We start from the raw sequence: 23,984 nt of genomic DNA, 5'->3' as shown, positions 1-23,984 counted from the left end.
CTGAACCGGTCGCGCGGGCGCGGGCCGCTATCCGATCGCCGCGCCCGTGCTACCGGATCACTACAACCGCGCTACCCGAAGCCCCGGCTAAACACCTGCGCGCGGGCTGTTCGCATAGCGTCCACTTCCTCGGCCGTGAGCCGTGTTCGAGGTCGTTTCTTTGGTTCCGCCGACGCCCCGATCAGCGGGTCGTCGGCCTCGCCGTCGGGGTCGGCATCCCCGCAGATGCCTTGATTCCACGTGGAAACCAGCCGCTCGACCCGTGGTCGCCTGTTCCCGTAGTGCTCCATTGCGTCCACAGTTCCTCGATATTCTGCCTTTCCTCGCCTCTCTCACGCCGGTGCGGGCGCCGGATTCTGAGGAGGGTGCAGGTTCCTGAGGACGGAACCTCGTGAATTCATCCTCAGCATCCGCCATCTCCTCAGCTTCGTACACACGGCCGGTGGATGCCTGCCCGTTAGGCTGACCGGATGGACCTGCGTGTCGCGGCCTACGCCGTCGTCTTCGATGAAGAGCGGGGCATCCTGCTCGCCCACTGGCGCGAGGGGCGCCGCGCCGCCTGGACCCTCCCCGGCGGCGGACTCGAGGACGGGGAAGACCCGGCCGACGCCGTGCGGCGCGAGGTGCGCGAAGAGACCGGCTTCCGCGTCGAGATCGACGAGCTGCTCGGCATCCATTCTCGCGTGATTCCGGTGCGCCAGCGCATCACTCCCGACGTGGATGCCCCGCTGCACACGCTGCGCATCGTCTACCGCGCCCACGTCACCGGCGGACGGCTGCGCAACGAGGTCGGCGGCTCGACCGACGAGGCCGACTGGTTCGCGCTCGGCGAGCTGCCGGCGGTGCAGCACGTGCAGCTCGTCGACATCGGGATCGAGATGGCCGGGCTCTGAGGCCCGGCCCGCGACCCGCTCAGCGAGCGGCCCCGCTCAGCGCGCCGCGGCCAGCTGCGAGATGTCGGCGACTGTCGCGTCGTAGGCGGCGATCAGCTCGTCGGCGTCGACGAACAGGCTGTAGCCGTGCGCCCCGGCACCCATCGCGATGCGGCGACCGACGATCGACGCGTCGGCGTAGACCGGCCAGTCGGTCGAGCTGCCGATCGGCGTGATCGTGCCCCGCTCGTAGCCGGTCGCCGCGAGCGCCAGCTCGGGCTCCGGCAGGCGCAACTTGTTCACACCGACGAGCGCCCGCAGCTTCGGCCACGAGATCGCCAGGTCGCCGGGGATCAGCGCGAACAGATACGTGTCGTCCGCGCGCTTGACGACGAGCGTCTTCACGATGTCTTCGGGCTGCAGGCCCAGAAGCGACGCGGCCTCCGCCAGGCTCGACGCCTGCGGCCGCTCGCGCAGCTCGATGTCGAGCCCACGGGCGGCCGCGGCGGTGCGAACGCGATCGAGCGGATCAGGCATCCGGGGCGCGCAGCGGGTCGTCGGCCACCCACAGCTCGTCGTCGGCACGCAGGGTCTGCCAGGCGGCGTACAGCACGCCCGCCGCGGCGGCGACACCCAGAAGGATGGCGATCACGCCACCGGCGCCGATGCCCCTGCGCGCGGGAGCCGTGCTCACCGCGAGGTGCTTCGAGGCCTGCTTGCCGTACTTCTCGGCCTTCTTCTGGTACTTGCCGACGTTCAGGGGCGTGAACCCCCGACCGGCCGCGAGGTCGTCGCGCTTCTCTTTCGCGGCATCCCACACCGACAGCGCGGAGCCGATGACGGCGCCGACCGCGGGCACGATCTTGTCGTTGTAGACCTTCTTCGAGGTCTGCACCGACTGGTCGACATACGGCGCCGCGTACTTCTCGTACGTGTGCTGCACCGTCGGCACCACCTGTTCGCGCTTGTAGTTGCCCAACTGGCGGCTGGCCTCACGGGCGACGTTGCCGGCCTGGCCGAGCAGCACCTGCTGCGACTCCCACAGCGTGGTCGCCTGGTCCTGAAGCTTGCGGAGTTCCTTCTTGCGCTTGCGGCTGAGGCTCACGGGGCCCTCCCTGATATCCGGGTCGTTTGTCCCCATCTTGCCAGACCCTACGGGGCACGGAAGGCCTTGACAGGTGGGAGAATGATGAGCATGACGATCCACACCGCCGTAGCGACCATCCACACGAACCACGGCGACATCGTCGTCAACCTCTTCGGAGACCAGGCACCGCGCACCGTGGCGAACTTCGTCGGCCTCGCCGACGGCTCGCAGGCGTGGACCGACCCGGCCACCGGCAAGCCCGGCGAGGGCCCGCTCTACTCCGACGTCATCTTCCACCGCATCATCCCGAACTTCATGATCCAGGGCGGCGACCCGCTCGGTCAGGGCGTCGGCGGCCCCGGCTACAACTTCGACGACGAGATCAGCCCCGAGCTGAACTTCAACGACCCCTACATCCTCGCGATGGCCAACGCGGGCCTGCGCCGCAACGCCATCACCGGCAAGGCCGAGGGCACGAACGGCTCGCAGTTCTTCATCACCACCGACCCGACCCCGTGGCTGCAGGGCAAGCACACCATCTTCGGCGCCGTCGCCGACGACTCCTCCAAGGCCGTCGTCGACGAGATCGCGGCCGTCCGCACCGGCGCCGGTGACCGTCCGGTCGAGCCCGTCGTCATCAGCTCGATCGACATCGCGCAGGTCTGACGCCCTCGACAGGCTGACAGACCGACCCGACCCGTGACCGACACCTCGTTCCAGGCCAATCCGGACAACTTCTGCTACCGGCATCCCGACCGGCAGAGCTTCGTGCTCTGCCAGCGGTGCCTGCGCACCATCTGCCCCGAGTGCCAGACGCAGATGCCGGTCGGCGTGATCTGTCCGGAGTGCCTGGCCGAGCAGCAGAAGCAGCAGCAGGCGACGGTGACGCGGATGCCTCGTCGGCGCGGGTCGTCGCGCGGCGGGGCATCCGCGCGCGTCTCCAGCGGCACGCCGGTCGTGACCTACACGATCATGGGCGTCACCATCTTCTTCTACCTGCTGGGGATGATCCCGGGGTTCGGCGATGCGCTGCGCAGCATGCTGGTGTTCTACCTGCCGCTGACGTACACGCAGCCGTGGCGGCTCGTGACGGTGACGCTCGTGCACCAGGGCATCTGGCATGTCGCGCTGAACATGCTGGCGCTGTGGGCGCTCGGTCGCAGCCTCGAGCCGCTCCTCGGCAGCTGGCGCTTCCTCGCGCTGTACCTGCTGAGCGCGCTCGGCGGCTCGGTGCTCACCGCACTGCTGGCGCCGACGGCGGTCGTCGCCGGCGCATCGGGGGCGGTGTGGGGACTGCTCGGCGCGATGTTCGTCATCGGGCGGCACCTGGGCGCGAACGTCACCGCCATCGCGGTGATCCTCGGTCTGAACCTCGTGATCACGTTCCTGCCGGGGTCGAACATCGCCTGGCAGGCGCACATCGGCGGCGGCCTCGTCGGCGCGCTCATCGGGTTCATCTTCGCCCGCACGCGGGCGGTGCGTCAGCGCCGCACCCAGATCTGGCTGCTCATCGCGGTGGCCGTCGGGCTCCTCGCCCTGCTCGGCGTTCCGCTCCTTGTCTACCGCTAGGACGGCTGGGGAGAGCGCGAGTTATCCACACCTCTCTCCACAGATGGGGATGAATCACACCAGTGTAATTCACACCCTCGGGAGAGGGCTGTGGACAAAGATCAGCGCCAGCGGGTGGTCATCAAGAACCCGATGAACGCGATGCCGAAGCCGATCACGAGGTTCCAGCCGCCGATGCCGGGGATGGGCAGAGCCTGGCCGCTGAGGTAGAAGACGATGACCCAGAGCAGCCCCAGGATCATCAGCCCCAGCATGATGGGCTTGAACCACACCGGGTTGGGGGTCGCTTCACCCTCGCTGCGCCCGATGAGCTGCTCGTCGTCGTTGCCAGAACGTGCCATGCGGTGATTCTACCTGCCAGCCGCGCCCCAGCCGTGCTGTGCGAGAATCCGACTATGGGGGACACTCAGCCGCGCACGCGACGCGTGCACCGCGAAGCCGGGAGTTCCGCCGCGGCCGCGGCACCGCGGCGCCGGGTCTCGATCCTCGGCGTGCTCGGCGAAGTGCTCATCACAGCCGGCGTCGTCGCGCTGCTCTATGTCAGTTGGCAGATGTGGATCGGCGACTGGATCATCGGCGCCGAGAAGCACAAGGAGGCCAGTGCCCTCTCGCAGAGCTGGATGACCCCGAGCCCGGCACCGGCGACACCCGAGGCATCCGACTCCCCCACCCCCGCCCCGAGCGACTCCCCGACGGCGCCGGCCGACCCGGTCATCCCGGTGCAGGATCAGCAGGAGCACGGCACGAAGTTCGGGGTGATGTTCGTGCCGCGATTCGGCCCGGAGTGGCAGTTCACGATCGCGTCGGGCACCTCGCGCACCGACATCCTCGACCAGGGCGAGATCGGCCACTACAACGACACCGCCATGCCCGGCGGGGTGGGCAACACCGTCTACGCTGCGCACCGATGGACCTCGGGCGCCCCCTTCGACCCGATCGACAAGCTCGTCATCGGCGACGCGATCGTCATCCAGACCCCGGACGGCTGGTACACCTACCGGTTCCGCACCCTGGAGTACGTGCAGGACACCCAGGTCGAGGTGCTGCTGCCCGTGCCGCAGCAGGTCGGCGTCGCGGCGAACGGACGCTACCTGACCCTCACCAGCTGCGCCCCCAAGCTCAACATGCTCGAACGGATCATCGCCTACGCCGTGTTCGAGGACTTCACCCCCGCGGCATCCGGACCCCCCGCCTCGCTCGCGGCGCCGACGCAAGGAGCCTCCGCCTGATGTACGCCGCACTCTGGCGCGTTCTGCCCGGCCCCGCGTGGGTGCGCGTGCTGATCCTGCTGATCCTCGTCGCCGCGATCCTGTACGGGCTGTTCTGGTACGTCTTCCCGTGGATCTCGCAGTTCGTCACCCCGCAGGAGTCCACCGTCGGTGGCTGAGCGGGTCGTCGTCGTCGACAACCACGACAGCTTCGTGCACACCCTCGTGGGATACCTGCACGAACTCGGCGCCGAGACGGTGATGATCGAGGCGGATGCCGTCGATGACGCCGACGCCGCCATCGCGGGCTTCGCGGGCGTGCTCGTCTCCCCCGGGCCGGGCACGCCGGAGCGCGCGGGCGCGTCGATCGACATCGTCCGTGCGGCGGCGCGGCGAGGCACACCCCTGCTCGGTGTGTGCCTCGGCCACCAGGCGCTCGCCGTCGCCTTCGGCGCGCGGGTGTCGGAGGCTCCCGAGCTCATGCACGGACTCACGAGCGAGGTGCGCCGCGACGGCGACGACCTGTTCGCGGGGCTGCCCTCCCCCTTCACCGCGACGCGCTACCACTCGCTCGCCGTCGAACCCGCCTCTCTGCGCGGTACGCCACTCGTCGCGACCGCGGCGACGGCCTCGGGCGTCGTCATGGCGCTCGCGCACCGCACGCTGCCGCTTGCGGGCGTGCAGTTCCACCCCGAGGCGGTGCTGACCGAGGGCGGGTACCGGCTGCTCGGCAACTGGCTCGAGCGGGTCGGATGCCCCGGTGCGGCCGCGCGCGGCGCGGCGCTGTCACCGCACCGGCGCCCGTAGCGCGGGCGCGTCGTCTGCGCGGGTCAGCGGCCGGTGCAGACCTTCAGCTCAACGGTGGAGTGGATCGGCACATCGCCGGGCGCGAGCGACTGAGCGGCGACCGTCGGAGCGCCCGGGTTCGCGGGGCATCCGGGATCTTCCACGATCGTCGGAACGAGCTTCAGCGTGTCGGCGGAGAGGGCACGCTGCGCGGCCTCGGCGGTGTAGCCGACGACGTCGACGAGCGTCACCTTTCCGCTCGCGACGACGAGGTTCACCGCGCTGCCGACCGCGATCTCCGAGCCCTCCGCCGGATCGGCCGAGATGACAGTGCCGGCGGTGAGGTCGGGATCGTTGCGGGTCGTGACCGCGCCGAGCGTGAGACCGGCGCTCGTCAGCGCGGTCGTGGCCGCATCGGTGCTGAGCCCGGCGAGGGTGGGCACGGTGCTCATCTTCTGGCCGGTCGACACGTACACCTTCACGAGCTGGCCCGGTGCGACCGTCGTGCCGGCCGCGGGGTCGGTGCGGATGACGTTGCCTTCGGCGATCTGGTCGTTGCTCTCGTCGAAGCGCTCGGTGTCGAGGTCCTGCTCGAACATCAGCTCGTTGGCGCGGTCCCACGTCATCGTGACGACGTCGGGCACGACACGCGCGTTGTCCGGCACGGTGGTCCCGGGGCGGTTGTTCAGCACCCAGAAGAGCACCGAGATGAGCACGACGGCGATCACCGCGATGCCCGCCCAGATCCAGGCGGCCGGAGGGCCGGCCTGCGTGCGCCGCATGGTCGTGTCGGTCGAGAGCTGACGCAGTGAGCGCGCCGTCTCGGCGGCCTGCCGCGGGTTCGCGCCGTACAGCTCGCTCGTCAACGCCCCGACCTGCTTGCGGCTCGGCGTGCGCCCGTCGCGGGTCGCGTCGAGTGCGGCGCGGAACGAGCCCGCATCCTGATACCGCTGATACGGATCCTTGGCGAGAGCGCGCAGCACCACGGCATCCAACGACCGCGGCACGGTGTCGACGATCTCCGACGGTGCGACGGGCGTCTCGCTGACGTGCTGGTACGCCACCGCGACGGGCGACTCCCCACGGAACGGCGGGCGGCCGGTGAGCAGCTCGTAGAGCACGACGCCGGCGGAGTACACGTCGGCGCGCGAGTCGACCGGTTCGCCCTTGGCCTGCTCGGGCGAGAAGTACGCGGCGGTGCCGAGGATCTGCGTCGTCTCGGCGACGGTCGACGACGAGTCGGAGACGGCGCGGGCGATGCCGAAGTCCATCACCTTCACCTGGCCGGCCGAGGTGACCATGACGTTGCCCGGCTTGATGTCGCGGTGGACGACGCCGGCGCGGTGCGAGTACTCGAGGGCCTCGAGGATGCCGTCGGTGTAGTGGATGGCGTCGTCGATCGAGACCGGACCGGCCGCGATGATCTCCTTGAGCGTCTGGCCCGAGACGAGCTCCATGACGATGTACGGCACGGCGCGCGTCGTGCCGTCGGCGTCGGTCTCGACGTCTTCGCCGGCGTCGTAGACGCGCACGATCGTCGGGTGCGACATGCGGGAGGCGGCCTGCGCCTCGAGGCGGAACCGGGTGCGGAACGTCGCGTCGGCGGCCAGATCGCTCTCGAGGATCTTGATCGCGACCTCGCGGCCGAGCGTCAGGTCGCGGCCTCGGTAGACCGACGCCATGCCGCCGCGGCCGATGAGCTCGCCGACCTCATAGCGATCGGACAGCACACGACGTTCTGCAGACACATCTCTCCCTGGACCGGCTCGACAGCCAGCCTAATCGACCGCCCGTTATGGCGCGGTGGTCGGCGTCGACGTGGACTGGCTGGGGATCGGCGCCTGGCCCTCGTTCGACGGGGGGCTCTCGCGGTCGCCGCACTGAGCGGTGTACTTGACGAGGATGAGCGAGCCGGGCTCCGCACCGGGGTCGGCGGTGACCTTGAGGCTCCGCGGGCTCGCCGGCGCCTGGTACGTCGTGCCGCGGTTCGCGTCGAAGGTGCCGTTGATCACCGTGAAGTTGTACGCCGTGACCGACGAGCCCGCGGGGCACGAGAACGCGTCCCACGTGACCGTGAAGGTCTGCGAACCGGCCGGGTCGTTCGTGACGGTCGGCGCGGCAGGCGTCTCCATAGGCGTCTGCTCGTCGTAGAACGTCAGCACGATCTGCTGGTCGAGTCGCACGTTTCCGGCGGTCGGGTTGGTCTGGTAGATCAGGCCCACCTGGTCGGGCGACGGGGCGGCCGTGCCGCGTTCGCAGGTCACGCCGGTCAGCCCGTGGTCGTTCGCGATCTGCAGCGCCTCGTCGCACGTCTTGCCGACGAAGCCGAGGTCGGCGAGTGCGACCGTCGTGGCCGACGGCGTCGGGGAGGGCGGCGCGGTCGTGCGCGTGGGGGCCGCGGTCGCGCTGCTCGAGATCGGCGCGGGGCTCGCGCCCTGGTTCGCGAACAGGGCGAACAGCGTGCCGCCGAGCACGAGCAGCAGAAGCACGATTAGCGCGATCAGCGGCCACGTCCACGGGCTCTGCTTCTTCTTCGGCTTGTCGCCCGCGAGCGCCTCGACCTCGTCGGCGGGGCCGACGACCGTCGTGGTCTCCATGATCCGGGTCGTGCCGTCGTCGCCCGTCGAGGTGAGCAGACGCGTCGCGTCGTCCGATCCCGACCCGGCGATCGCGGGCACGATCGCCACCGCGCCGGCGACGTCGCCGCGGCGAAGCGCCGTGGCCGCACGGGCGACCGCCGAGGCGGTCGCGGGGCGGTCCTCGGGCTTTTTGGCGATCATCGACATCACGAAGTTGCGCACCGGCTCGGCGATCGTCGCCGGCAGTGGCGGCGGCGCGTCGTTGATCTGCGCCATCGCGATCACCACCTGCGACTCGCCGGTGAAGGGACGCTTTCCGGCGAGGCACTCGTAGGCGACGATGCCGAGCGAGTAGATGTCGGTCGCCGGGGATGCCGGGTGGCCCGACGCCTGCTCGGGCGAGAGGTACTGCACGGTGCCCATCACCTGACCGGTCGCGGTCAGCGGCACCTGGTCGGCGATGCGGGCGATGCCGAAGTCGGTGATCTTCACCCGGCCGTCGGGGGTGATCAGGAGATTCCCGGGCTTGATGTCGCGGTGCACGAGGCCCGCCGCGTGCGCGGCCTGCAGGGCCGAGGCGGTCTGGGCGACGATGTCGAGGGTCTTGTCGGTCGACAGCGACCCCTCGCGCTCGAGGATGGTCGACAGCGCCTCACCGGGAACGAGCTCCATCACGAGGAAGGCGGAGCCGTTCTCCTCGCCGTAGTCGAACACGCTCGCGATGCCCTCGTGGTTGACGAGCGCGGCGTGACGCGCCTCGGCGCGGAAGCGCTCGAGGAACCCGGGGTCGCCCATGTACTCGTCTTTGAGGATCTTGATCGCGACCGTACGGCCGATGACGTGGTCGGTCGCCTCCCAGACCTCGCCCATGCCGCCGATCGCGATCCGCGAAACCAGCTCGTAGCGCCCGCCGAAGCTCACACCCTGCGTCGGTCTCATCTGCTCAGCACCGCCTCTATGACTTTCTTCGCGATGGGGGCCGCGATCCCGTTGCTCGTCCCGGACTGCCCGAGCCCTCCGCCGTCCTCGATCATCACCGCGACGGCCACTGTGGGGTCGTCGGCCGGAGCGAAGCCGGTGAACCAGAGGGTGTACGGATCACCGGGACCGTGCTCGGCCGTGCCGGTCTTCCCGGCCACGTCGACGCCCTCTATTCTTGCACCGCTCGCTGCGCCGTTGCTGACATTGGCGATCATGAGGCTCGTCATGGTGGCGGCGTCCTGCTCGCTCAGCGCGCGGCCGAACTCGGTGTTCTCGAAGGTCTGCTGCACGGTCAGGTCGGGCGCCACGACCCGGTCGACCATGCGCGGGTTCATCACGATGCCGTGGTTGGCGATGCCCGCCGACACCATCGCGATCTGCAGCGGCGTCGCCTTCACGTCGAGCTGGCCGTAGCCGGTCTGCGCGGTCTGGTCGTCGGAGAGCGACCCCTCGGGGTAGTTCGAGGCGGAGACGGCGAGCGGGATGTCGAAGCGCGTGTTGAAGCCGTACTTCTTCGCCTCGTCGCGGATCGCGTCGTCGCCGAGGGCGACGGCGAGCTGGGCCATCGGGATGTTGCAGCTGAGGCGGAGCGCCGTCGCGAGCGACACCTGGTCGCCCGGGCCGCACGTGTTGCCGTCGAAATTGTGGATCGCGGTCGAGGTGCCCGGGAGCACGTAGCTCGACGGGTTCGCGAACGTCGAGTCGGGAGTGAACTTGCCCGACGCGAGCGCGGCGGAGGCGACGACGAGCTTGAAGGTCGACCCGGGCGGGTTCAGCGTGTCGATCGTGCGGTTGGCGAGCGGATCGACCGCGGCGTTCAGCAGCTCGTGGTAGGTCGTGTTGACCGCCGCCGAGTCGTGCACCGCGAGGGTGTTCGTGTCATAGCTCGGGCTCGTCACCATCGCGAGAACACGGCCGGTGGACGGCTCGATCGCGACGACGGCGCCCTGGTACGACCCGAGCGCCTCGGTCGCGACGCGCTGCAGCGCGGGGTCGAGAGTCAGCAGCACGTTCGAGCCGCGGGGCGGCTGGCCCGTGATGATCTGGTCGACGCGGGAGAGGAACTGCGAGCTCGCCGTGCCGGACAGCTCCCGGTTCATCGCCTGCTCGATGCCGGTGGCCGACTGCAGCACCGGGTTGATGTAGCCGGTGACGGGGGCCCACATCGGGGCATCCGCGTACTGCCGCTGCCAGCTGTAGATGTCGTCGATGGGCACCGACGAGGCGATGACCTCGTCGCCCGCGATGATCGAGCCGCGCTGCACCTCGAACGAGTCGTACAGCGTGCGGCGGTTCTCGGGGTTCTCGGCGAGGGTCTGCGCCTGCACCACCTGGATCCAGCTGGTGGCACCGAACAGGCCGAAGAACATCACCACCATGATGATGCTGAGGCGCTTGAGCTCGCGAGTCATCCGATCACCACCCGGGGCCGGGAGCGCACCGCGTCGGAGATGCGCAGCAGCAGCGCGACGATGATCCAGTTCGCGATGAGCGACGAGCCGCCCGCGGCGAGGAACGGGGTGGTGAGTCCGGTGAGCGGGATGAGCCCCGTCACGCCGCCGACCATGATGAACACCTGCAGCGCGAGGGTGAACGACAGGCCTGTGGCGAGCAGCTTGCCGAAGTCATCCTGCCCCGCCATGCCGATGCGGATGCCGCGGCTCGTGAACACCATGTAGAGGCAGAGGATCGCGAACACCCCGATGAGCCCGAGCTCTTCGCCGAGGCTCGGGAAGATGTAGTCGCTCTGCGAGAGCGGGGTGAGGCCCGGCCGGCCGTGGCCGAGACCCGTGCCGATGAGGCCGCCGTGGGCGAGGCCGAAGATGCCGCTGGCGAGCTGATAGCTCGAGTCGTTGATCGTGTCGGGGTCGAACGGGTGCAGCCAGTTCGTGAACCGCGCCTGCACGTAGGGCAGCACGGTGGTCGCGAGGGCGACGCCGATCGCGACGAGGGTGAGGCCGATCACGACCCAGCTCGTCTTGCCGGTGGCGACGTAGAGCATCGCGACGAACATGCCGAAGATGAGCATCCCGGTGCCGAGGTCGCGCTGCAGCACGATGATCGCCATGGCGCCGGCCCAGAGCAGCAGGAGCGGCCCGAGCTCGCGGGCGCGCGGCCACGTGATGCCGAGGAACCGGGTGCCGACCGAGGTCAGCGACTCGCGGGTGCGCACGAGGTAGCCGGCGAAGAAGATCGCGAGGCAGATCTTGGCGAGCTCGCCCGGCTGGAACGAGAAGATGCCGCCGATGGAGATCCAGACGTCCGCGCCCGCGTCGGTGCCGAGGCCCGGGATGAACGGCAGCAGCAGCAGCACGATGCCGGCCAGGCCGAATACGTACGTGTAGCGCAGCAGCACGCGGTAGTTGCGCAGCAGCACCACGATCGCGACGGCCGCGCCGATCGCGATCACGAGCCACACCAGCTGGCGGGTCGACAGCGCCGCCCAGCCGGTGTCGCCGTCTTCGATGTCGATGCGGTAGATCATCGCGAGGCCGAGACCCGACAGCACCGTCGCGATCGGTACGACGAACGGATCGGCCTGCGGCGCGCGGTAGCGCAGCACGATGTGCAGCCCGAGCACGAGCACGGTGAGCCCGCCGCAGTAGTAGAGGAACGTCCAGTCGATGTGTCCGGTGGCCCCGAGCTGCACGAGGGCGACGGCCGCGCCATTGATGAGAAACGCGAACAGCAGCAGCCCGAGCTCGCGGTTGCGCTGGGTCTGCGGCATCCGGATTCTGCGCAGCGCCTTCACGACGGTCGTGTCGGTCGTGACCGCCCCGGCGGTGGCGGTCACGGGGCATCCTCCAGCGTTCGGCGCATCGTCTCGACGATCGCCTCGGCGTCGGCGAGGGAGCGCGCCGAGATCGTCTGCTGCACGGCGAGGCGCTGATAGAACGGCAGGTCGACGAGCTCGATGCCGGTGTCCTCATAGGGCGATGACAGCGAGATGGGGCCGAGGTCCTGTTGGATGCCACGGAAGATGACGACCGTGTCGTCGTCGGCGCCCACGAAGTAGCGCGACTGGGTCCACGAGTAGGCGCCGAGCGTCGCCGCGGCGAGCACCGCGAGGATCACGGCGAGACCGACGATCCACCAGACCCGCCGGCGACGGGCGCGGCGGCGGTCTTCTTCGATGAGCTCTTCGAGGAACTCGGCGGCCGGCTCGAAGTGGGTGGGCTCGTTCGCGGCCTGGCGGCCGGGGTGCAGCCAGCTGGTGCGGCCGGGGCGGGCGGCGGGCACCTCGACGCCGCGGGGGTTCGAGGCCGACCCGACGATCGTGCCGGCGCCGCTGAACATCGGGTGGCTGCCGCCAACGTCGACGATCACGACCGTGACGTTGTCGGGCGCGCCCGCGTCGAGCGCCTGCTTGAGCAGCAGGTCGGCGGTGCGCCCGGGGGGCAGGCCCTGGCCGAGGGTCTTCGAGATGTGCGCGTCGTCGACGACGCCGCACAGGCCATCGGAGCACAGCAGCCAGCGGTCGCCCGGCTGGGTCGGCATGATGAACGTGTCGATCTGCGGATCGGGATCCATGTCGCCGAGCACGCGCATGAGCACCGAGCGGCGCGGGTGGTAGCGGGCCTCCTCCGGGGTGATGCGGCCCGAGTCGACGAGGCGCTGCACGAAGGTGTGGTCGGTCGTGATCTGGGTGAGCGCGTCGTCGCGGTACAGGTAGATGCGCGAGTCGCCGATGTGGGCGATGACCGCGTAGTCGTCGACCATGACGAGGGCGCTGACGGTGGTGCCCATGCCGGCGAGCTCGGGGCGCTCGGAGACTGTGTCGATGAGCACGGTCGCCGTCGCCGAGATCGCCTGCTGCAGGGCGACCTCCGCCTCGGTGGGCGTGGCGAAGGGGTGGTCGAGGTCTTTCAGCCGGTGCACGGCGATGCTCGAGGCGACGTCGCCGCCGGCGTGGCCGCCCATGCCGTCGGCGACGACGAACAGGTTCGAGCCGGCGTACCCCGAATCCTGGTTGTTGGAGCGCACCTTCCCGGTATGGGAGATGGCGGCGCTCGACCCCTCGAAGACCATGACCGCGTCCGCTTACTTCCGCAGCTCGAACGTCGTCGCGCCGACCTTGATCGGGGCGCCGATCCGCACGGGCACGGGCGTCGCGACGCGCGCCCCGTCGTGCCAGGTGCCGTTGGTCGAGTCGAGATCCTGCAGCATCCACTGCTCGCCCCACAGGAGGAGTCGGGCGTGGTGGCTGGACGTGTAGTCGTCGCGGATGACGAGGCCCGATTCGCTGGAGCGGCCGATCGTGAGCGGCTCGCCGGTGAGGGGGAGCTCGAGGCCCGCCTTCGGGCCGCTTGTGATGACGATGCGGCTGACGCTGTCGCGGGTGGCCTGCTGCGGGCCGGCCGGGCGGGTGTCGCCGCGGGTGTCGTTCCGCGCGGGTGCGTCGGCGGATCGTGAGGGTCGCGGGGTGACCGGGGCGGTCGCGGCGCTCGCCCCGGCGGGCGCGGGGGCGGGTGTCGCGGCGGCTGGGGCGGGGTCGGCGAGCTTTCGCACCTTCACGCCGAACAGGTCGGCGCGCAGCGAGTAGACGACGGCGAAGACGAAGAACCAGAGCAGGATCAGGAAGCCGACCTGCAGCAGCAGCAGGGTCAGTTCGCTCACGACAGCCCGCCGATCCCGAACGCGCGCGTGGCGTCGGCGGCCGAGGTCGTCGGCCGCGGCGGGCTCGCCTGCGCGATGACGCGGAAGGTGATGTCGGTGCGGCCGATCGTGATGATGCCGTCGGGCGGAAGCGGGGCCTCGGTGATCTTGCGCCCGTCGAGCTGCGTGCCGTTGGTGGAGCCCAGGTCGCGCACCATGGCGCGCTCGCCGTCCCACAGGATCTCGACGTGCCGGCGACTCGTTCCCGCGTCGGCGATCGTGATGTCGGCGTCGCTGCCGCGGCCGATGACCGTGCGGCTCGCGACGAGTGGATGCCTCGTTCCCGCGATCTCGACGACGCCGCGCCAGGAGACGGTTCCGGCGGCGGTCTGCGACAGCACGCGCAGGGTGCCGGTGGGCAGCTGCTCGTCGGCGGAGAGGGTGATCGTCACGGGCCCGGCGAAGCTGAAGCCCTGCGCAGCGGCGTGCTTCTCGACGAGGGTGTGCAGCTCGGTGTCGAGGGTGCTGCCGATCGAGCGCATCCGCTCGGCGTCGGCGGGCGACATGCGCACCTCGAACGCGTTCGGGGCGAGGATGCGGTCGCGGCTGACGACGGCGGCCTTGGCATCCAATTCGGTGCGCAGCGCCGCCGCGATCTCGACCGGTTGGATGCCGCTGCGGAAGGACTTGGCGAACGCGCTGTTCACAGCGCGCTCGAGTCCCTTCTCGAAGCTGTCAAGTAGTCCCACGGGGCTCCTCAGGCTGGCGACCGGTGCGTACATGCTAGTTGCAGAGTCTGAGTGGACGCGCCAAACAGCCGGGAGACGGGTTCGATGCGCCCTCGGCGACGTGATATTCTCGGGAAGTTGGGTCGATGCCTGCATCGACACGCGCGAGTGGCGGAATAGGTAGACGCGCTGGCTTCAGGTGCCAGTGCCCGCAAGGGCGTGGGGGTTCAAGTCCCCCCTCGCGCACCACAGGTCCTGAGTCGCGACATCGTCGATGAACGAGTCGCGGCTCAGGACGAGAACATCGCCCGTGATCCGCGCGTTCACTCCGATGACGCGCGGCTCGATCAGCCTGGGCGCGCTCAGGCCAGGCCGTGCAGGTAGCGCAGCATCCGTTCGGCGCCGTCGGCGTCGCGCTCCGCGATGCACGTGCGCAGCTCCTGATATCCGTCGGCAGGCGCGATCGGGCATCCGCTGAACGGCTGCCAGCCCCGCAGATTCCGCTCGATCGCGAGCGCGGCCTCATGGATGAACCCGATGAACACCGAGTTTCCGGTGCCCCGCGTCACCTGCTGGAACATCGTCGTGGATGCCTCGAACAGCGACAGCCCGTCTTCGCGCCGGGCGGCTGCGACCACGGCATCCGCCGCTTCGACGATCGCGGCGAGCTGATCGTCGCTGCACCGCTGCAGCGCGATGCGCAGGGCGTTGCCCATGAAGTAGGCGGTGAACTCGCCGGTCTCTTCGCGCAGCCGATCGCTCGGCTCCGACACCCGCGTGTACCGGCCGACGGCCACCTCGACCAGGCCGAAGCGCTCCAAGCGCTGCAGCGCCTCGCGTACCGGCGTGCGGGAGACCCCGAGCTGTTCGGCGAGCTCGACGTCGCGCAGCCGCGCTCCGGCCGGAAGCGTGCCGTCGAGAATAGCCGCCCCGATGCGCGCGTAGACCTCGTCGCTGAGGATCGTGCCGCCGTTCAGGCGGATCGGGTCAAGCGTTGCTCTCATCGCCCGACAGTTTACGAGTGCCGGAGCTGAAACGCCGTGTCGCCGGCCGTGCAATCCGGTCGCGATATGGCGCGATTCCTGCACGATCTCTGGGCGGATTCCCATCCACAGGACCTCCTGACCGCCCCGATATATCAGTAGTCTGGGCCCTGTCACGCTGAGCGTGACCTATCCGGGGGGATCCGTCGACGCCCGGGCGACGCGCCAAGCGCGATGCGCCCGGGCGTCGAATGGTTTCCGGGCGTGGCGAGCGGGTCGAACGCGAGGGGATGTTGCAACGTTTGTGTCACCTTAGACAAAAGGATGATGCGGAAAGTGCCTCCCGCGGCTAGGTTTGTCGGTGTCGGCGCACTCGCGTCGTCATCGCACGTCAGTAAGGCAGTTCATGGCAACGCAGGGCACCGTCAAGTGGTTCAACTCGGAGAAGGGCTTCGGGTTCATCGCTCCCGATGAGGGCGGCGCAGACGTCTTCGCTCACTACTCCGCCATCGAGTCGAGCGGCTACCGCTCCCTCGAGGAAAACCAGCGCGTCGAGTTCGAGATCGCCCAGGGCCCCAAGGGCCTGCAGGCGGAGAACATCCGACCCCTCTGATCTTGTGACGGCTCGCGCCAGCGCGAGCTCTCAACGATCGCTGAAGGCGTCGTGGTCCACCCGGACCGCGGCGCCTTTCGCGTACCCGGCGCCCGGGGCTGGTGCCGGGGCCTGGGCCTGGGCCGGGCCTGGGGGCGAGCTTCTCAGTCCTCGATGAGGAGCAGCGCGCGCAGCTCTTCGGGGGTGTCGACGGCCGCGGCCGCACCCTCGCTCTCGTGCGGCCAGCTGAAGCCCCAGCGCACGAAGATCACCGGAACGCCCTGCGTCGCCCCGCCCTCGACATCGTGGTGGCGATCACCGATCAGGACCGGGCGCGAGGTGTCGGCGCCGGCGGCCTGCAGCCGCCGCAGCGCCTCGGCCACGATGTCGGACTTCGAGGCCAACGTCTTCTCGTCGGGCGTCGCCCCGACCACGGCCTGCAGATGCGGCGCGAGGTCGAAGTGATCGACGAGCGCCGACACCTGGTTCTCGGGCTTCGAGCTCGCCGTCGCCTGCGCGACGCCGGCCGCATCGAGATCGGAGATCAGCTCGCCGATGCCCGGGTACAGCTTCGCGCCGGTCGTGTATCCGTCGGCCTTGCCGATCATCCGGTAGTAGGCCACCGCCTCCGAGGCCTCGTCGGGGGTCATGCCGACGTTCGTCTGAAACGACTCGAACATCGGCGGCCCGATCCAGTGCACGAGCTCCTCACGGGTCGCGGCCGGCTTGCCGAAGTGCTCGAGCGCGATCGCGAGGCGGCGCAGGATTCCCTCCGAGGCATCCACCACCGTGCCGTCGACATCCCACAGCACACAGGTCCAGGGCGATCGCAACGTCATGGCATCCAGCCTATCCAGCCCCGCGGTGCCCGGATCAGAACAGGCGCGGGGCACCCGACTCGGTGCCCTTCATGCCCTCGTAGTCGAGGGTGACGCACCGGATGCCACGGTCGCCGGCCAGCACCTTCGCCTGCGGCTTGATCTCCTGCGCGGCGAAGACGCCGGCCACCGGCGCGAGGTGCGGGTCGCGGTTGAGCAGCTCGAGGTAGCGGGTCAGCTGCTCGACGCCGTCGATGTCGCCGCGCCGCTTCACCTCGACGGCGATCGTGCCGCCGTCGGGGTTTCGCAGCAGCAGGTCGACGGGGCCGATCGCGGTCGGGAACTCCCTCCTGACGAGGGTCGCGTGCGGATCGATGACATCCACCTGCTCGGCCAGCAGCCGCTGCAGATCGGCCTCGACGCCGTCCTTCTGCAGCCCCGGGTCGATGCCGAGCTCGTGCGCCGAGTCGTGCAGCACCTCGTAGATGCGCACCAGCAGGGCATCCCCCGTCTTCGCGTGCGTCACGCGCCAGTGCTCGATGACGCCGGCCGAGGCCGACTCGGCGTCGGGCTGCTCGACGGTCAGCGTGCACGGCGGGCTCATCCAGTTGAGCGGCGCGTGCTGGATGTCGCGGTGGAACGCGACCGTGCCGTCGGCCTTGATCATGATGAGCCGCGTCGCGAGGGGGAGGTGAGTGTTCAGCCGCCCGGAGTAGTCGACGGAGCAGTGGGCAACGATGAGACGCACCCGACAAGTCTCGCAGTTCCCCGGCCCGGCTTTGCCGCGCGGGGGCGGGTTGCGGTGGGACTCGCGGCGACCGGGCGTGCCGTTTGCAGGATCAGACCACACGACACGCCGGGCGAGCCGGGTTCTGGGGACCGCGGCGGCGTGAAACTCCTGCAAACGGCACGGGCGGGGGCGGGCACGGGCGGCATGGGCGCGGGCGCGGGAGCGGGCGAGCCGCCGGGCCGCGACCCGCTCCGGGTCAGTGGTGGCCGGTGCCGACCTTCGACCCGGCGATCGGCTTGGCGGCGCCGGAGGTGAGGCCGCTCATCGCGATGAGGGCGACGATGATCCAGAGGGTGTTGAGGATGCCGATCTGGTGGCTGATCCAGCCGAGCACGGGCGGGCCGCAGAGGAACGCGACGTAGCCGATGGTCGCCGCCGCCGAGACGGATGCCGCGGCCTTGGTGGGATCGTCCGCCGCGGCCGACATGCCGAGCGGGAACCCGAGCGAGGCGCCGGCGCCCCACAGGGCGACGCCGACGAACGCGATCGGCAGGTTCGGCGCGAGGATGAAGATCACGAGGCCGATCCCGGCGGCGATCGAGAGGGCGCGCAGCGTCCACACCCGGCCGATCCGGTCGACCAGCGGTCCGCCGATCGCGCGGAACACCGTCATCGACACCGAGAACACCGTGAGGAAGATCGCGCCCGTCGCCTCGGTCTCGCCGTGGCCGTCGACGACGGCGATCGTCAGCCAGTCGTTGGCGCTGCCCTCGGCGAAGGCCATGCCGAGGATGATCGCGCCGATCGCGTAGGTGCGCGGGTCGCGCCACACCTCGAGCGCCGCGTGCATCCGCTCGCGACGCGGCGGCACGGCGCCGACCGCCTTCTCGGCGATCCGCTCGGAGGCCGGAACGAAGCGCAGAGCGACGCCCGTGATCACGAACCACACGACGGCGACGACGCCGAGGTGCCACGTGACCCCGACGCCCCACGCCGCCATCGCGACGCCGATGCCGGCGCCGGCGACCGTGCCGAGGCTGAAGAACGCGTGGAAGAGCGGCATCAGGGTGCGGCCGAAGGCCTGCTCGACCGAGGCGGCCTCGACGTTGATCATCACGTCGGTGGCTCCGAACGACAGCCCCATCAGGGCGAGCCCGACGACCGCGACCGGGTACGACCCCAGCGCGTCGACCCCGAGCGCGGCGACGAACAGGCCGATCGCGACGCCGACGAGGGTGACCGAGAGCCCGCGCCGCGCACCCCAGCGCGCGACGATGACGTTCGCCGACATGACGCCGATGAGCGAGCCCGCCCCCATCGCGAACAGCAGCACGCCGACCTCGAAGTCGTCGATGCCGAGATTCTGCTTGACCGCCGGCAGCCGCGACGCCCACGAGGCGAAGGTGAGCCCGCACAGGAGGAACAGCGTGAAGATCGCCGTGCGCCAGTGCACCAGCTGCGGGCGGCCGAGGGTGGAGGAAGCGGTCACCGACACAGTCTACCGAATCGATTCGACCCCCGGCGTGTGGGCGGGTTACCATTCAAGGGTGACGAGCCGACGCGCCACCATCTCCGACGTCGCGCGCGAGGCCGCGGTCTCGGCCTCGACGGCATCCGTGGTGTTCAGCGGAAAGACCCCCGTCTCGGATGCCACCCGCCAGCGCGTGCTCGACGCGGCGGCCTCGCTCGGCTATACCGGGCCCGACCCCCGCGCGGCATCCCTCCGGCGCGGACGCAGCGGCATCGTCGGCGTCGTGGTCGGCTCGAGCCTCAACCACCTGTTCCTCGACCCCGTGCAACGGCTCATGATGGACGGCCTCGCCGAGGCGGTCGCGCCGTTCGGCGCCGGTCTCTTGCTGCTGCGCTCATCGCCCGAGATCGAGAACGCGCCGACTCTGCTCACCGTGCCGGTGGATGCCGCGGTGCTGATCGGCTGCGATGCGCCGCTGCGCGCCTCGCTCGAGACCGCACACCTGCGCGGGCTGCCGATCGTCGTGATCGAGGGCGACGCGGGCGACGACGTGCCCCGCATCCTGCTCGACAACCGCGAGGCGCAGCGCACCGCCGCCGCGCACCTGCGGGGCCTCGGCCACACCGACGTGGCGATCGTCACCCTGCGCTCGAGCGCGGCGGTCGCGGGCGGATGGATCGAGCCCGACGCGGAGATCACGATCGACGTCACCCGTGAACGGCTCGACGGCGCGCGCGATGTCTACCCGGATGCCCCCGCGCTGGCGACGGCGGGAAGCTCGATCGACCAGGGCGTCTTCGCGGGGCGGGTGCTGTTCGCCGACCCGGAGCGCCGCCCGACCGCCGTGATCGCCCAGAGCGACCTGCTCGCCGCGGGCGTCATCCGCGCCGCCGAAGAGGCGGGCCTCCGCGTCCCCGAGGACGTCAGCGTGACCGGTTTCGACGGGGTGCCCGTCGACGGTCTGTCGCCCTACGAGCTCACGACGCTCGTGCAGGCGCCGACCGACAAGGGCCGCGCGGCGGGCGCCGCCGTCGCGGCGATGCTCGACGGCCGCGCCCCGGCATCCGTGCTCTTCACATGCACGTTCCGCGAGGGGAATACGACCGGACCGCTCCCCCGCTGAGCGCGACTTCGCCGGTCCGATGCCGGCGCGTCACCCGACGGCGACCGCGTCCGTCGGGTGCCGGGGCGCGGCCGGTGCGGTGATCGCTCCGTCGACCACCGTGACCAGGTCGTCGAGCGACTCGCGGTGGACGAGGTCGTGGGTGACCAGCATGGTCGCCGTGCCGCGCTCGTGGGTGAGCCGGGCGATGAGGTCCATGATGTCGGCGCCCCGCTCCTGATCGAGCGCGCTCGTCGGCTCGTCGACGAGGAGCACGTCGGGTCCGTGCACGAGAGCGCGCGCGATCGCGACTCGCTGACGCTGACCGCCCGACAACTGCGCGGGGCGCTTGCCGGCGTGCGCCGCGAGCCCCACGGCGTCGAGCAGCTCGTCGGCTCGCTCGCGGATCGCGGCCCGGCGGCCGGCCGCCGAACCGCCGAGCTCACCCATGACGAGCAGCTGCTCGCGCGCGGTGAGCGAGGGGAGCAGGTTCGACTGCTGGAAGACGATGCCGATGCGCTCGCGTCGGAGCGCCGTCGCCTCGCCGCGGCTCAGTGTCGCCGCTTCGATCCCGCCGATGCGCACGCTCCCCGAGTCGGGGTGGATGAGGGTCGCCGCCACCGCGAGCAGCGAGGACTTCCCCGAACCGGAGGGGCCGGTGATCCCGGTGACCCGACCCGCCGGAACGCTCAGCGACACGTGATCGACCGCGGTGATGCGCGAATCGCCATCGGGGAAGGTGAGGGTGACGTCGTCGAGGGTGATCATCGGCTGCTCCCGAGCGCGGTGAGGGGGTCGGCATGGGTGACGGTGCGGAGGGCGACCGTGGCGCCAGCGAGGCCGAGCGCGGCCATGATCGTCGCGGGCAGCACAGTGGTGAGGGGGCTGAGCACGAAGGGGAGCGCGCCGCCGGCGAGAGAGCCGAGCACCGCGACGACGCCGATGCCGACACCGATCCCGACGACGAGGACGACGAAGGCCTGGCCGAGCGCATCGCGCACGAGCGAGCCGGTCGACGCGCCGAGCGCCTTCAGCACGGCGATGTCGCCGGCGCGCTGCATGGTCCACACCGTGAAGAACGCGCCCACGACGAGCGCCGAGACGCCGAACAGCATCGCGATCATCAGGGCCAGCGATCCGACCTCCGACGTGAACGTCTCCAGCGCGGTGAGGCTCTGCACAGCAGGAGCGGCGGTGGTGTGCGTGCGCGCCGCCGTGGCATCCCAGTCGGGCGATCCCGACACGGCGAGCACGGTAGCGTCGCCGTCGCCGCCCAGGCGGCGGTCGGTGTCGGCCCACGCCGCCGGGGTGAGCGCGACGACCGGCGTGTGGCTGTACCACGCATCCCCGCCGATGGTGTCGACGACGAAGCTCGTGCCGGCGACGGTGATGTGGTCGCCGACGGCGACATCGAGCGCCTTCGCCGCGCCGGCCGACAGGCCCGCGTGGTCGTCGGCACGGGGAGCCAGCGCGGTCACGGTCGACGGCGCCGCATCGCCCGGGATGCCGAAGAGCGCGACGCCCGTCGCGGACCCGCCCGCGTCGGAGGCATCCGCGCGCGCCGCCCGCCCCTGCACGATCCCGATCGGAGTGACCTGGGCGACGCCCTCGGCGTGCTGCCATGCCGACACGGTCTCGTCATCGAGCGCCGACTGCGAGAACGACGCCCGCGTGCCCGCGTCGGGTGCCTGCAGCACGAGTCGATCACCGGGTAGTGCGAGCACCGCCGACACGTTCTGCGCCGCCAGGCCACCGGTCAGGCCGGCGAGGAAGCCGACGAGCAGAGTGATGAGCGCGACGACGGAACCGATCAGCACGAAGCGTCCGCGCGCGACGCGCAGGTCTCGCCAAGCGACGAACACGGTGTCTCCCTTCTGCGATCGGGGATCTCCCGCCGCCGACATCCAGCCTCGTCATCTCGTCGCGCCCGGTCATCGCCGCATAGTTCACGGTGTCGATCCGACTTTCGATGGATCACGCGCGCGGGGCTCCGCACGTACGCTGAGACCGACATGGCGCACCGCACCCTCACCCCCGTCTTCGTCGGGTTGCGCACAGGTCTGCACCTCTTGTCGGCGGCCCTGCTCGCGGTGGTCGTCGTGCGCGTGCTCATCGTCCGGCCGAGCACGATGGGCGCGGCGCTGGCGCTCGCGGGATGCTTCGCCGTGCTGTACCTGCTCGGAGCGCGCATCACCGCTCTGGCGCCGCGCCGCCGAGCGGCGGCGGGAGCCGCGTGGATCGTCGCGCTGACCGTGTGCTGGGTCGCGCTGCTGATCCTCGTGCCCGAAGCGGCGTACCTGGTCTTCCCGCTGTTCTTCCTCTATCTGCACGTGTTGCGGGGTGCCGCCGGACCGATCGCGGTCGTCGTCACGACCCTCATCGCCGTGGTCGCCCTGGGTCTGCACGGCGGCTTCACGATGGGCGGGGTCGTCGGGCCGCTCGTCGGGGCGGGGGTGGCTCTGCTGATCGGCCTCGGCTACCGCGCACTCGCGCGTGAGGCGGCCGAACGCGAGGCGCTGCTCAGTGAGCTCATTCGCACGCGCGACCGGCTTGCGGCAGCCGAGCGCGAGCAGGGCGTGCTCGCCGAGCGGGGGCGTCTCGCGCGCGACATCCACGACACCGTCGCGCAGGGCCTGTCGAGCATCCAGATGCTGCTGCACGCGGCCGAGGCGGCCGACGGCGACCGGCCCGGCATCGAGCACATCCGCCTCGCCCGCGAGACGGCGGCCGAGGGACTGGCCGACACGCGCCGCTTCATCCGGGAACTCGCCCCGCCTACCCTCGAAGGTGGCCTCGCCGCGGCACTGCAGCGGCTCGGCGCGCAGGGCGCGCAGGCGGGCCGCACGGTGTGCGTCGAGGTCACCGGCGATGAGTCCGTGCTGCGGATGGACGAGCAGACCGCGCTTCTGCGCATCGCGCAGGGGGCGATCGCGAACATCGGGCAGCACGCCCACGCCGACACGATCGAGCTCGTCCTCGACGCCGCGCCTGAAGGTACCATCCTCGTCGTCCGCGACGACGGCGTCGGGTTCGACCCCGCGGAGGTGCGAGCCGGGGCGGCGGCCGCCGGGTCGTTCGGTCTGCGCGCGATCGCCGAGCGGGTCGAGCAGCTCGGCGGCGAGCTCGCGATCGACAGCGCCCCCGGCCAGGGCACGACCCTCACCGTCACTCTGCACGGAGGCTCCGCATGATCCGCATTGTCATCGCCGACGACCATCCGGTCGTGCGTGCCGGCCTTCGCGCTCTGCTCGAAGCCGCCGAAGACATCGTCGTCGTCGGCGAGGCGACGACCCCCGACGAGGCGGTCGCGGCCGCCGCGGAGCTGACTCCCGACCTGGTGCTGATGGACCTGCAGTTCGGGCAGGCGACGACCGGTGCCGACGCCACCACGCGCATCCGCGCCGCAGACCTGGCCCCGCCCGTGCTCGTGCTGACGAACTATGACAGCGACGGCGACATCCTCAGCGCCGTCGAGGCGGGGGCGAGCGGATACCTGCTGAAGGATGCCCCGCCGCACGAGCTGCTCGCCGCCGTGCGCGCCGCGGCTGCGGGCGAGAGTGCCCTGGCCCCCGCCATCGCCGGCCGGCTGCTGTCGCGGATGCGGAGCCCGCAGGCGGCCCTGTCGGGGCGCGAGCTCGAGGTGCTGCAGCTCGTCGCCGACGGGGCGACCAACAGCGCGATCGCCGCGCGGCTGCACATCACCGAGGCGACCGTGAAGTCGCACCTCGTGCACGTGTTCACGAAGCTCGGCGTGACCTCGCGGACGGCCGCCGTCTCGCACGCCCGGGCGCACGGGATGCTCCGGCCGTAGCGGGTCCGATGACCGGACCGCTGTCCCGACCCCGGTAGACTGGGAGTCCGACCCCCCGCGACAGTCAGGAG

26 protein-coding genes and 1 tRNA gene are annotated in these 23,984 nt (G+C 70.7%); 11 read left to right on the top strand and 16 right to left on the bottom strand.

Going from position 1 to position 23,984, the window contains the following annotated elements; translation table 11 throughout:
• Positions 1-470 precede the first annotated feature (470 nt).
• On the top strand, positions 471-893 hold the full coding sequence (locus LOK55_RS11420; RefSeq protein WP_229935462.1) for an NUDIX hydrolase: 423 nt from the start codon (positions 471-473) through the stop codon (positions 891-893).
• Between the two features lie 36 nt (positions 894-929).
• Here LOK55_RS11420 and LOK55_RS11415 read toward each other — a convergent pair whose 3' ends face one another.
• Positions 930-1,409 carry an aminoacyl-tRNA deacylase gene (locus LOK55_RS11415; RefSeq protein ID WP_229935461.1) on the bottom strand — a complete coding sequence of 160 codons (480 nt, stop codon included), beginning with the start codon at positions 1,407-1,409 and terminating at the stop codon, positions 930-932.
• A complete protein-coding gene (locus tag LOK55_RS11410) occupies positions 1,402-1,977 on the bottom strand; it encodes a DNA helicase (protein WP_229935460.1) in 576 nt (191 codons plus the stop codon). The genes LOK55_RS11415 and LOK55_RS11410 overlap by 8 nt, the downstream gene beginning before the upstream one ends.
• 90 nt (positions 1,978-2,067) lie before the next feature.
• Here LOK55_RS11410 and LOK55_RS11405 point away from each other — a divergent pair, with 90 nt between their 5' ends.
• On the top strand, positions 2,068-2,625 hold the full coding sequence (locus tag LOK55_RS11405; protein ID WP_229935459.1) for a peptidylprolyl isomerase: 558 nt from the start codon (positions 2,068-2,070) through the stop codon (positions 2,623-2,625).
• A 33-nt stretch (positions 2,626-2,658) separates the two neighbouring features.
• Complete coding sequence (locus tag LOK55_RS11400) at positions 2,659-3,528, top strand: rhomboid family intramembrane serine protease (RefSeq protein WP_229935458.1); 870 nt, start codon at positions 2,659-2,661, stop codon at positions 3,526-3,528.
• A 101-nt stretch (positions 3,529-3,629) separates the two neighbouring features.
• Here LOK55_RS11400 and LOK55_RS11395 read toward each other — a convergent pair whose 3' ends face one another.
• Positions 3,630-3,869, bottom strand: coding sequence for a cell division protein CrgA (locus tag LOK55_RS11395; RefSeq protein ID WP_141379380.1), 240 nt, complete (start codon positions 3,867-3,869; stop codon positions 3,630-3,632).
• Between the two features lie 54 nt (positions 3,870-3,923).
• On the opposite strand from LOK55_RS11395, the gene LOK55_RS11390 reads away from it, so the two are divergent.
• The 3 genes from LOK55_RS11390 to LOK55_RS11380 are packed head-to-tail and all read left to right on the top strand — an operon-like array spanning position 3,924 to position 5,543.
• Positions 3,924-4,757 (top strand): class E sortase, encoded by an 834-nt coding sequence (locus LOK55_RS11390; protein WP_229935457.1) that lies wholly within the window; start codon positions 3,924-3,926, stop codon positions 4,755-4,757.
• On the top strand, positions 4,757-4,915 hold the full coding sequence (locus tag LOK55_RS11385; RefSeq protein ID WP_170214186.1) for a hypothetical protein: 159 nt from the start codon (positions 4,757-4,759) through the stop codon (positions 4,913-4,915). The genes LOK55_RS11390 and LOK55_RS11385 overlap by 1 nt, the downstream gene beginning before the upstream one ends.
• Positions 4,908-5,543, top strand: a complete 636-nt coding sequence (locus LOK55_RS11380) for a gamma-glutamyl-gamma-aminobutyrate hydrolase family protein (protein ID WP_229935456.1) — start codon at positions 4,908-4,910, stop codon at positions 5,541-5,543. The genes LOK55_RS11385 and LOK55_RS11380 overlap by 8 nt, the downstream gene beginning before the upstream one ends.
• Before the next feature lie 23 nt (positions 5,544-5,566).
• On the opposite strand, the gene pknB is transcribed toward LOK55_RS11380, so the two are convergent.
• The 7 genes from pknB to LOK55_RS11345 form a co-directional block, all read right to left on the bottom strand.
• Positions 5,567-7,270, bottom strand: coding sequence for a Stk1 family PASTA domain-containing Ser/Thr kinase (gene pknB, locus LOK55_RS11375; RefSeq protein WP_229935455.1), 1,704 nt, complete (start codon positions 7,268-7,270; stop codon positions 5,567-5,569).
• Positions 7,271-7,315: 45 nt separating this feature from the next.
• Positions 7,316-9,040: a serine/threonine-protein kinase gene (locus tag LOK55_RS11370; protein WP_229935454.1), complete on the bottom strand. Its 1,725-nt coding sequence runs from the start codon at positions 9,038-9,040 to the stop codon at positions 7,316-7,318.
• On the bottom strand, positions 9,037-10,494 hold the full coding sequence (locus tag LOK55_RS11365) for a penicillin-binding protein 2 (RefSeq protein WP_229935453.1): 1,458 nt from the start codon (positions 10,492-10,494) through the stop codon (positions 9,037-9,039). The genes LOK55_RS11370 and LOK55_RS11365 overlap by 4 nt, the downstream gene beginning before the upstream one ends.
• Positions 10,491-11,810, bottom strand: a complete 1,320-nt coding sequence (locus LOK55_RS11360) for an FtsW/RodA/SpoVE family cell cycle protein (RefSeq protein ID WP_196323127.1) — start codon at positions 11,808-11,810, stop codon at positions 10,491-10,493. The genes LOK55_RS11365 and LOK55_RS11360 overlap by 4 nt, the downstream gene beginning before the upstream one ends.
• 62 nt (positions 11,811-11,872) lie before the next feature.
• Complete coding sequence (locus LOK55_RS11355) at positions 11,873-13,111, bottom strand: Stp1/IreP family PP2C-type Ser/Thr phosphatase (RefSeq protein ID WP_229935452.1); 1,239 nt, start codon at positions 13,109-13,111, stop codon at positions 11,873-11,875.
• A 12-nt stretch (positions 13,112-13,123) separates the two neighbouring features.
• Complete coding sequence (locus LOK55_RS11350) at positions 13,124-13,699, bottom strand: FHA domain-containing protein (RefSeq protein WP_196323092.1); 576 nt, start codon at positions 13,697-13,699, stop codon at positions 13,124-13,126.
• A complete protein-coding gene (locus LOK55_RS11345; RefSeq protein ID WP_229935451.1) occupies positions 13,696-14,427 on the bottom strand; it encodes a DUF3662 and FHA domain-containing protein in 732 nt (243 codons plus the stop codon). The genes LOK55_RS11350 and LOK55_RS11345 overlap by 4 nt, the downstream gene beginning before the upstream one ends.
• 141 nt (positions 14,428-14,568) lie before the next feature.
• Here LOK55_RS11345 and LOK55_RS11340 point away from each other — a divergent pair.
• Positions 14,569-14,655, top strand: a tRNA-Leu gene (locus LOK55_RS11340).
• Positions 14,656-14,768: 113 nt separating this feature from the next.
• Here the strand turns inward: LOK55_RS11340 and LOK55_RS11335 are convergent.
• Entirely contained in the window at positions 14,769-15,410 is a 642-nt protein-coding gene (locus LOK55_RS11335; protein ID WP_229935450.1) for a GntR family transcriptional regulator, read from the bottom strand.
• 385 nt (positions 15,411-15,795) lie between these two features.
• Between LOK55_RS11335 and LOK55_RS11330 the strand changes: the two genes are divergently transcribed.
• Entirely contained in the window at positions 15,796-16,002 is a 207-nt protein-coding gene (locus tag LOK55_RS11330; protein WP_018173742.1) for a cold-shock protein, read from the top strand.
• Between the two features lie 143 nt (positions 16,003-16,145).
• Here LOK55_RS11330 and LOK55_RS11325 read toward each other — a convergent pair whose 3' ends face one another.
• The 3 genes from LOK55_RS11325 to LOK55_RS11315 all read right to left on the bottom strand — a co-directional run bounded on the left by LOK55_RS11325 (position 16,146) and on the right by LOK55_RS11315 (position 19,018).
• Positions 16,146-16,820: an HAD hydrolase-like protein gene (locus LOK55_RS11325; protein ID WP_141379350.1), complete on the bottom strand. Its 675-nt coding sequence runs from the start codon at positions 16,818-16,820 to the stop codon at positions 16,146-16,148.
• 34 nt (positions 16,821-16,854) lie between these two features.
• Positions 16,855-17,547 (bottom strand): endonuclease NucS, encoded by a 693-nt coding sequence (nucS, locus tag LOK55_RS11320; protein ID WP_229935449.1) that lies wholly within the window; start codon positions 17,545-17,547, stop codon positions 16,855-16,857.
• Between the two features lie 238 nt (positions 17,548-17,785).
• Positions 17,786-19,018 carry an MFS transporter gene (locus LOK55_RS11315; RefSeq protein ID WP_229935448.1) on the bottom strand — a complete coding sequence of 411 codons (1,233 nt, stop codon included), beginning with the start codon at positions 19,016-19,018 and terminating at the stop codon, positions 17,786-17,788.
• A gap of 58 nt (positions 19,019-19,076) precedes the next feature.
• Here LOK55_RS11315 and LOK55_RS11310 point away from each other — a divergent pair, with 58 nt between their 5' ends.
• On the top strand, positions 19,077-20,123 hold the full coding sequence (locus LOK55_RS11310) for a LacI family DNA-binding transcriptional regulator (RefSeq protein ID WP_229935447.1): 1,047 nt from the start codon (positions 19,077-19,079) through the stop codon (positions 20,121-20,123).
• Positions 20,124-20,153: 30 nt separating this feature from the next.
• On the opposite strand, the gene LOK55_RS11305 is transcribed toward LOK55_RS11310, so the two are convergent.
• Both LOK55_RS11305 and LOK55_RS11300 read right to left on the bottom strand, forming a co-directional pair.
• Complete coding sequence (locus LOK55_RS11305; RefSeq protein WP_229935446.1) at positions 20,154-20,870, bottom strand: ABC transporter ATP-binding protein; 717 nt, start codon at positions 20,868-20,870, stop codon at positions 20,154-20,156.
• On the bottom strand, positions 20,867-21,964 hold the full coding sequence (locus LOK55_RS11300) for an FtsX-like permease family protein (RefSeq protein WP_229935445.1): 1,098 nt from the start codon (positions 21,962-21,964) through the stop codon (positions 20,867-20,869). Before LOK55_RS11300 ends, LOK55_RS11305 begins: the two co-directional genes overlap by 4 nt.
• Before the next feature lie 150 nt (positions 21,965-22,114).
• Between LOK55_RS11300 and LOK55_RS11295 the strand changes: the two genes are divergently transcribed.
• Positions 22,115-23,293, top strand: coding sequence for a sensor histidine kinase (locus LOK55_RS11295; RefSeq protein ID WP_229935444.1), 1,179 nt, complete (start codon positions 22,115-22,117; stop codon positions 23,291-23,293).
• Complete coding sequence (locus LOK55_RS11290; protein WP_196323570.1) at positions 23,290-23,913, top strand: response regulator transcription factor; 624 nt, start codon at positions 23,290-23,292, stop codon at positions 23,911-23,913. Before LOK55_RS11295 ends, LOK55_RS11290 begins: the two co-directional genes overlap by 4 nt.
• The last annotated feature ends 71 nt before the right edge of the window (positions 23,914-23,984 follow it).

It is taken from the genome of Microbacterium sp. F2E (genome assembly GCF_020905435.1).
Lineage (GTDB): Bacteria > Actinomycetota > Actinomycetes > Actinomycetales > Microbacteriaceae > Microbacterium > Microbacterium lacticum.
The sequence above is the reverse complement of the archived record's forward strand: the minus strand, read 5'-3'. Positions and strand labels throughout refer to the sequence as shown.

What these genes read in the sequence shown, in the direction of transcription:
- LOK55_RS11290 (WP_196323570.1), top strand. Translation starts at nt 23,290, where the DNA reads ATGATCCGCATTGTCATCGCCGACGACCATCCGGTCGTGCGTGCCGGC.
- LOK55_RS11360 (WP_196323127.1), bottom strand. Translation starts at nt 11,810, where the DNA reads ATGCCGCAGACCCAGCGCAACCGCGAGCTCGGGCTGCTGCTGTTCGCG.
- LOK55_RS11365 (WP_229935453.1), bottom strand. Translation starts at nt 10,494, where the DNA reads ATGACTCGCGAGCTCAAGCGCCTCAGCATCATCATGGTGGTGATGTTC.
- LOK55_RS11355 (WP_229935452.1), bottom strand. Translation starts at nt 13,111, where the DNA reads ATGGTCTTCGAGGGGTCGAGCGCCGCCATCTCCCATACCGGGAAGGTG.
- LOK55_RS11295 (WP_229935444.1), top strand. Translation starts at nt 22,115, where the DNA reads ATGGCGCACCGCACCCTCACCCCCGTCTTCGTCGGGTTGCGCACAGGT.
- LOK55_RS11390 (WP_229935457.1), top strand. Translation starts at nt 3,924, where the DNA reads ATGGGGGACACTCAGCCGCGCACGCGACGCGTGCACCGCGAAGCCGGG.
- LOK55_RS11420 (WP_229935462.1), top strand. Translation starts at nt 471, where the DNA reads ATGGACCTGCGTGTCGCGGCCTACGCCGTCGTCTTCGATGAAGAGCGG.
- LOK55_RS11325 (WP_141379350.1), bottom strand. Translation starts at nt 16,820, where the DNA reads ATGACGTTGCGATCGCCCTGGACCTGTGTGCTGTGGGATGTCGACGGC.
- LOK55_RS11415 (WP_229935461.1), bottom strand. Translation starts at nt 1,409, where the DNA reads ATGCCTGATCCGCTCGATCGCGTTCGCACCGCCGCGGCCGCCCGTGGG.
- LOK55_RS11395 (WP_141379380.1), bottom strand. Translation starts at nt 3,869, where the DNA reads ATGGCACGTTCTGGCAACGACGACGAGCAGCTCATCGGGCGCAGCGAG.
- LOK55_RS11305 (WP_229935446.1), bottom strand. Translation starts at nt 20,870, where the DNA reads ATGATCACCCTCGACGACGTCACCCTCACCTTCCCCGATGGCGATTCG.
- LOK55_RS11385 (WP_170214186.1), top strand. Translation starts at nt 4,757, where the DNA reads ATGTACGCCGCACTCTGGCGCGTTCTGCCCGGCCCCGCGTGGGTGCGC.
- LOK55_RS11405 (WP_229935459.1), top strand. Translation starts at nt 2,068, where the DNA reads ATGACGATCCACACCGCCGTAGCGACCATCCACACGAACCACGGCGAC.
- LOK55_RS11330 (WP_018173742.1), top strand. Translation starts at nt 15,796, where the DNA reads ATGGCAACGCAGGGCACCGTCAAGTGGTTCAACTCGGAGAAGGGCTTC.
- LOK55_RS11370 (WP_229935454.1), bottom strand. Translation starts at nt 9,040, where the DNA reads ATGAGACCGACGCAGGGTGTGAGCTTCGGCGGGCGCTACGAGCTGGTT.
- LOK55_RS11335 (WP_229935450.1), bottom strand. Translation starts at nt 15,410, where the DNA reads ATGAGAGCAACGCTTGACCCGATCCGCCTGAACGGCGGCACGATCCTC.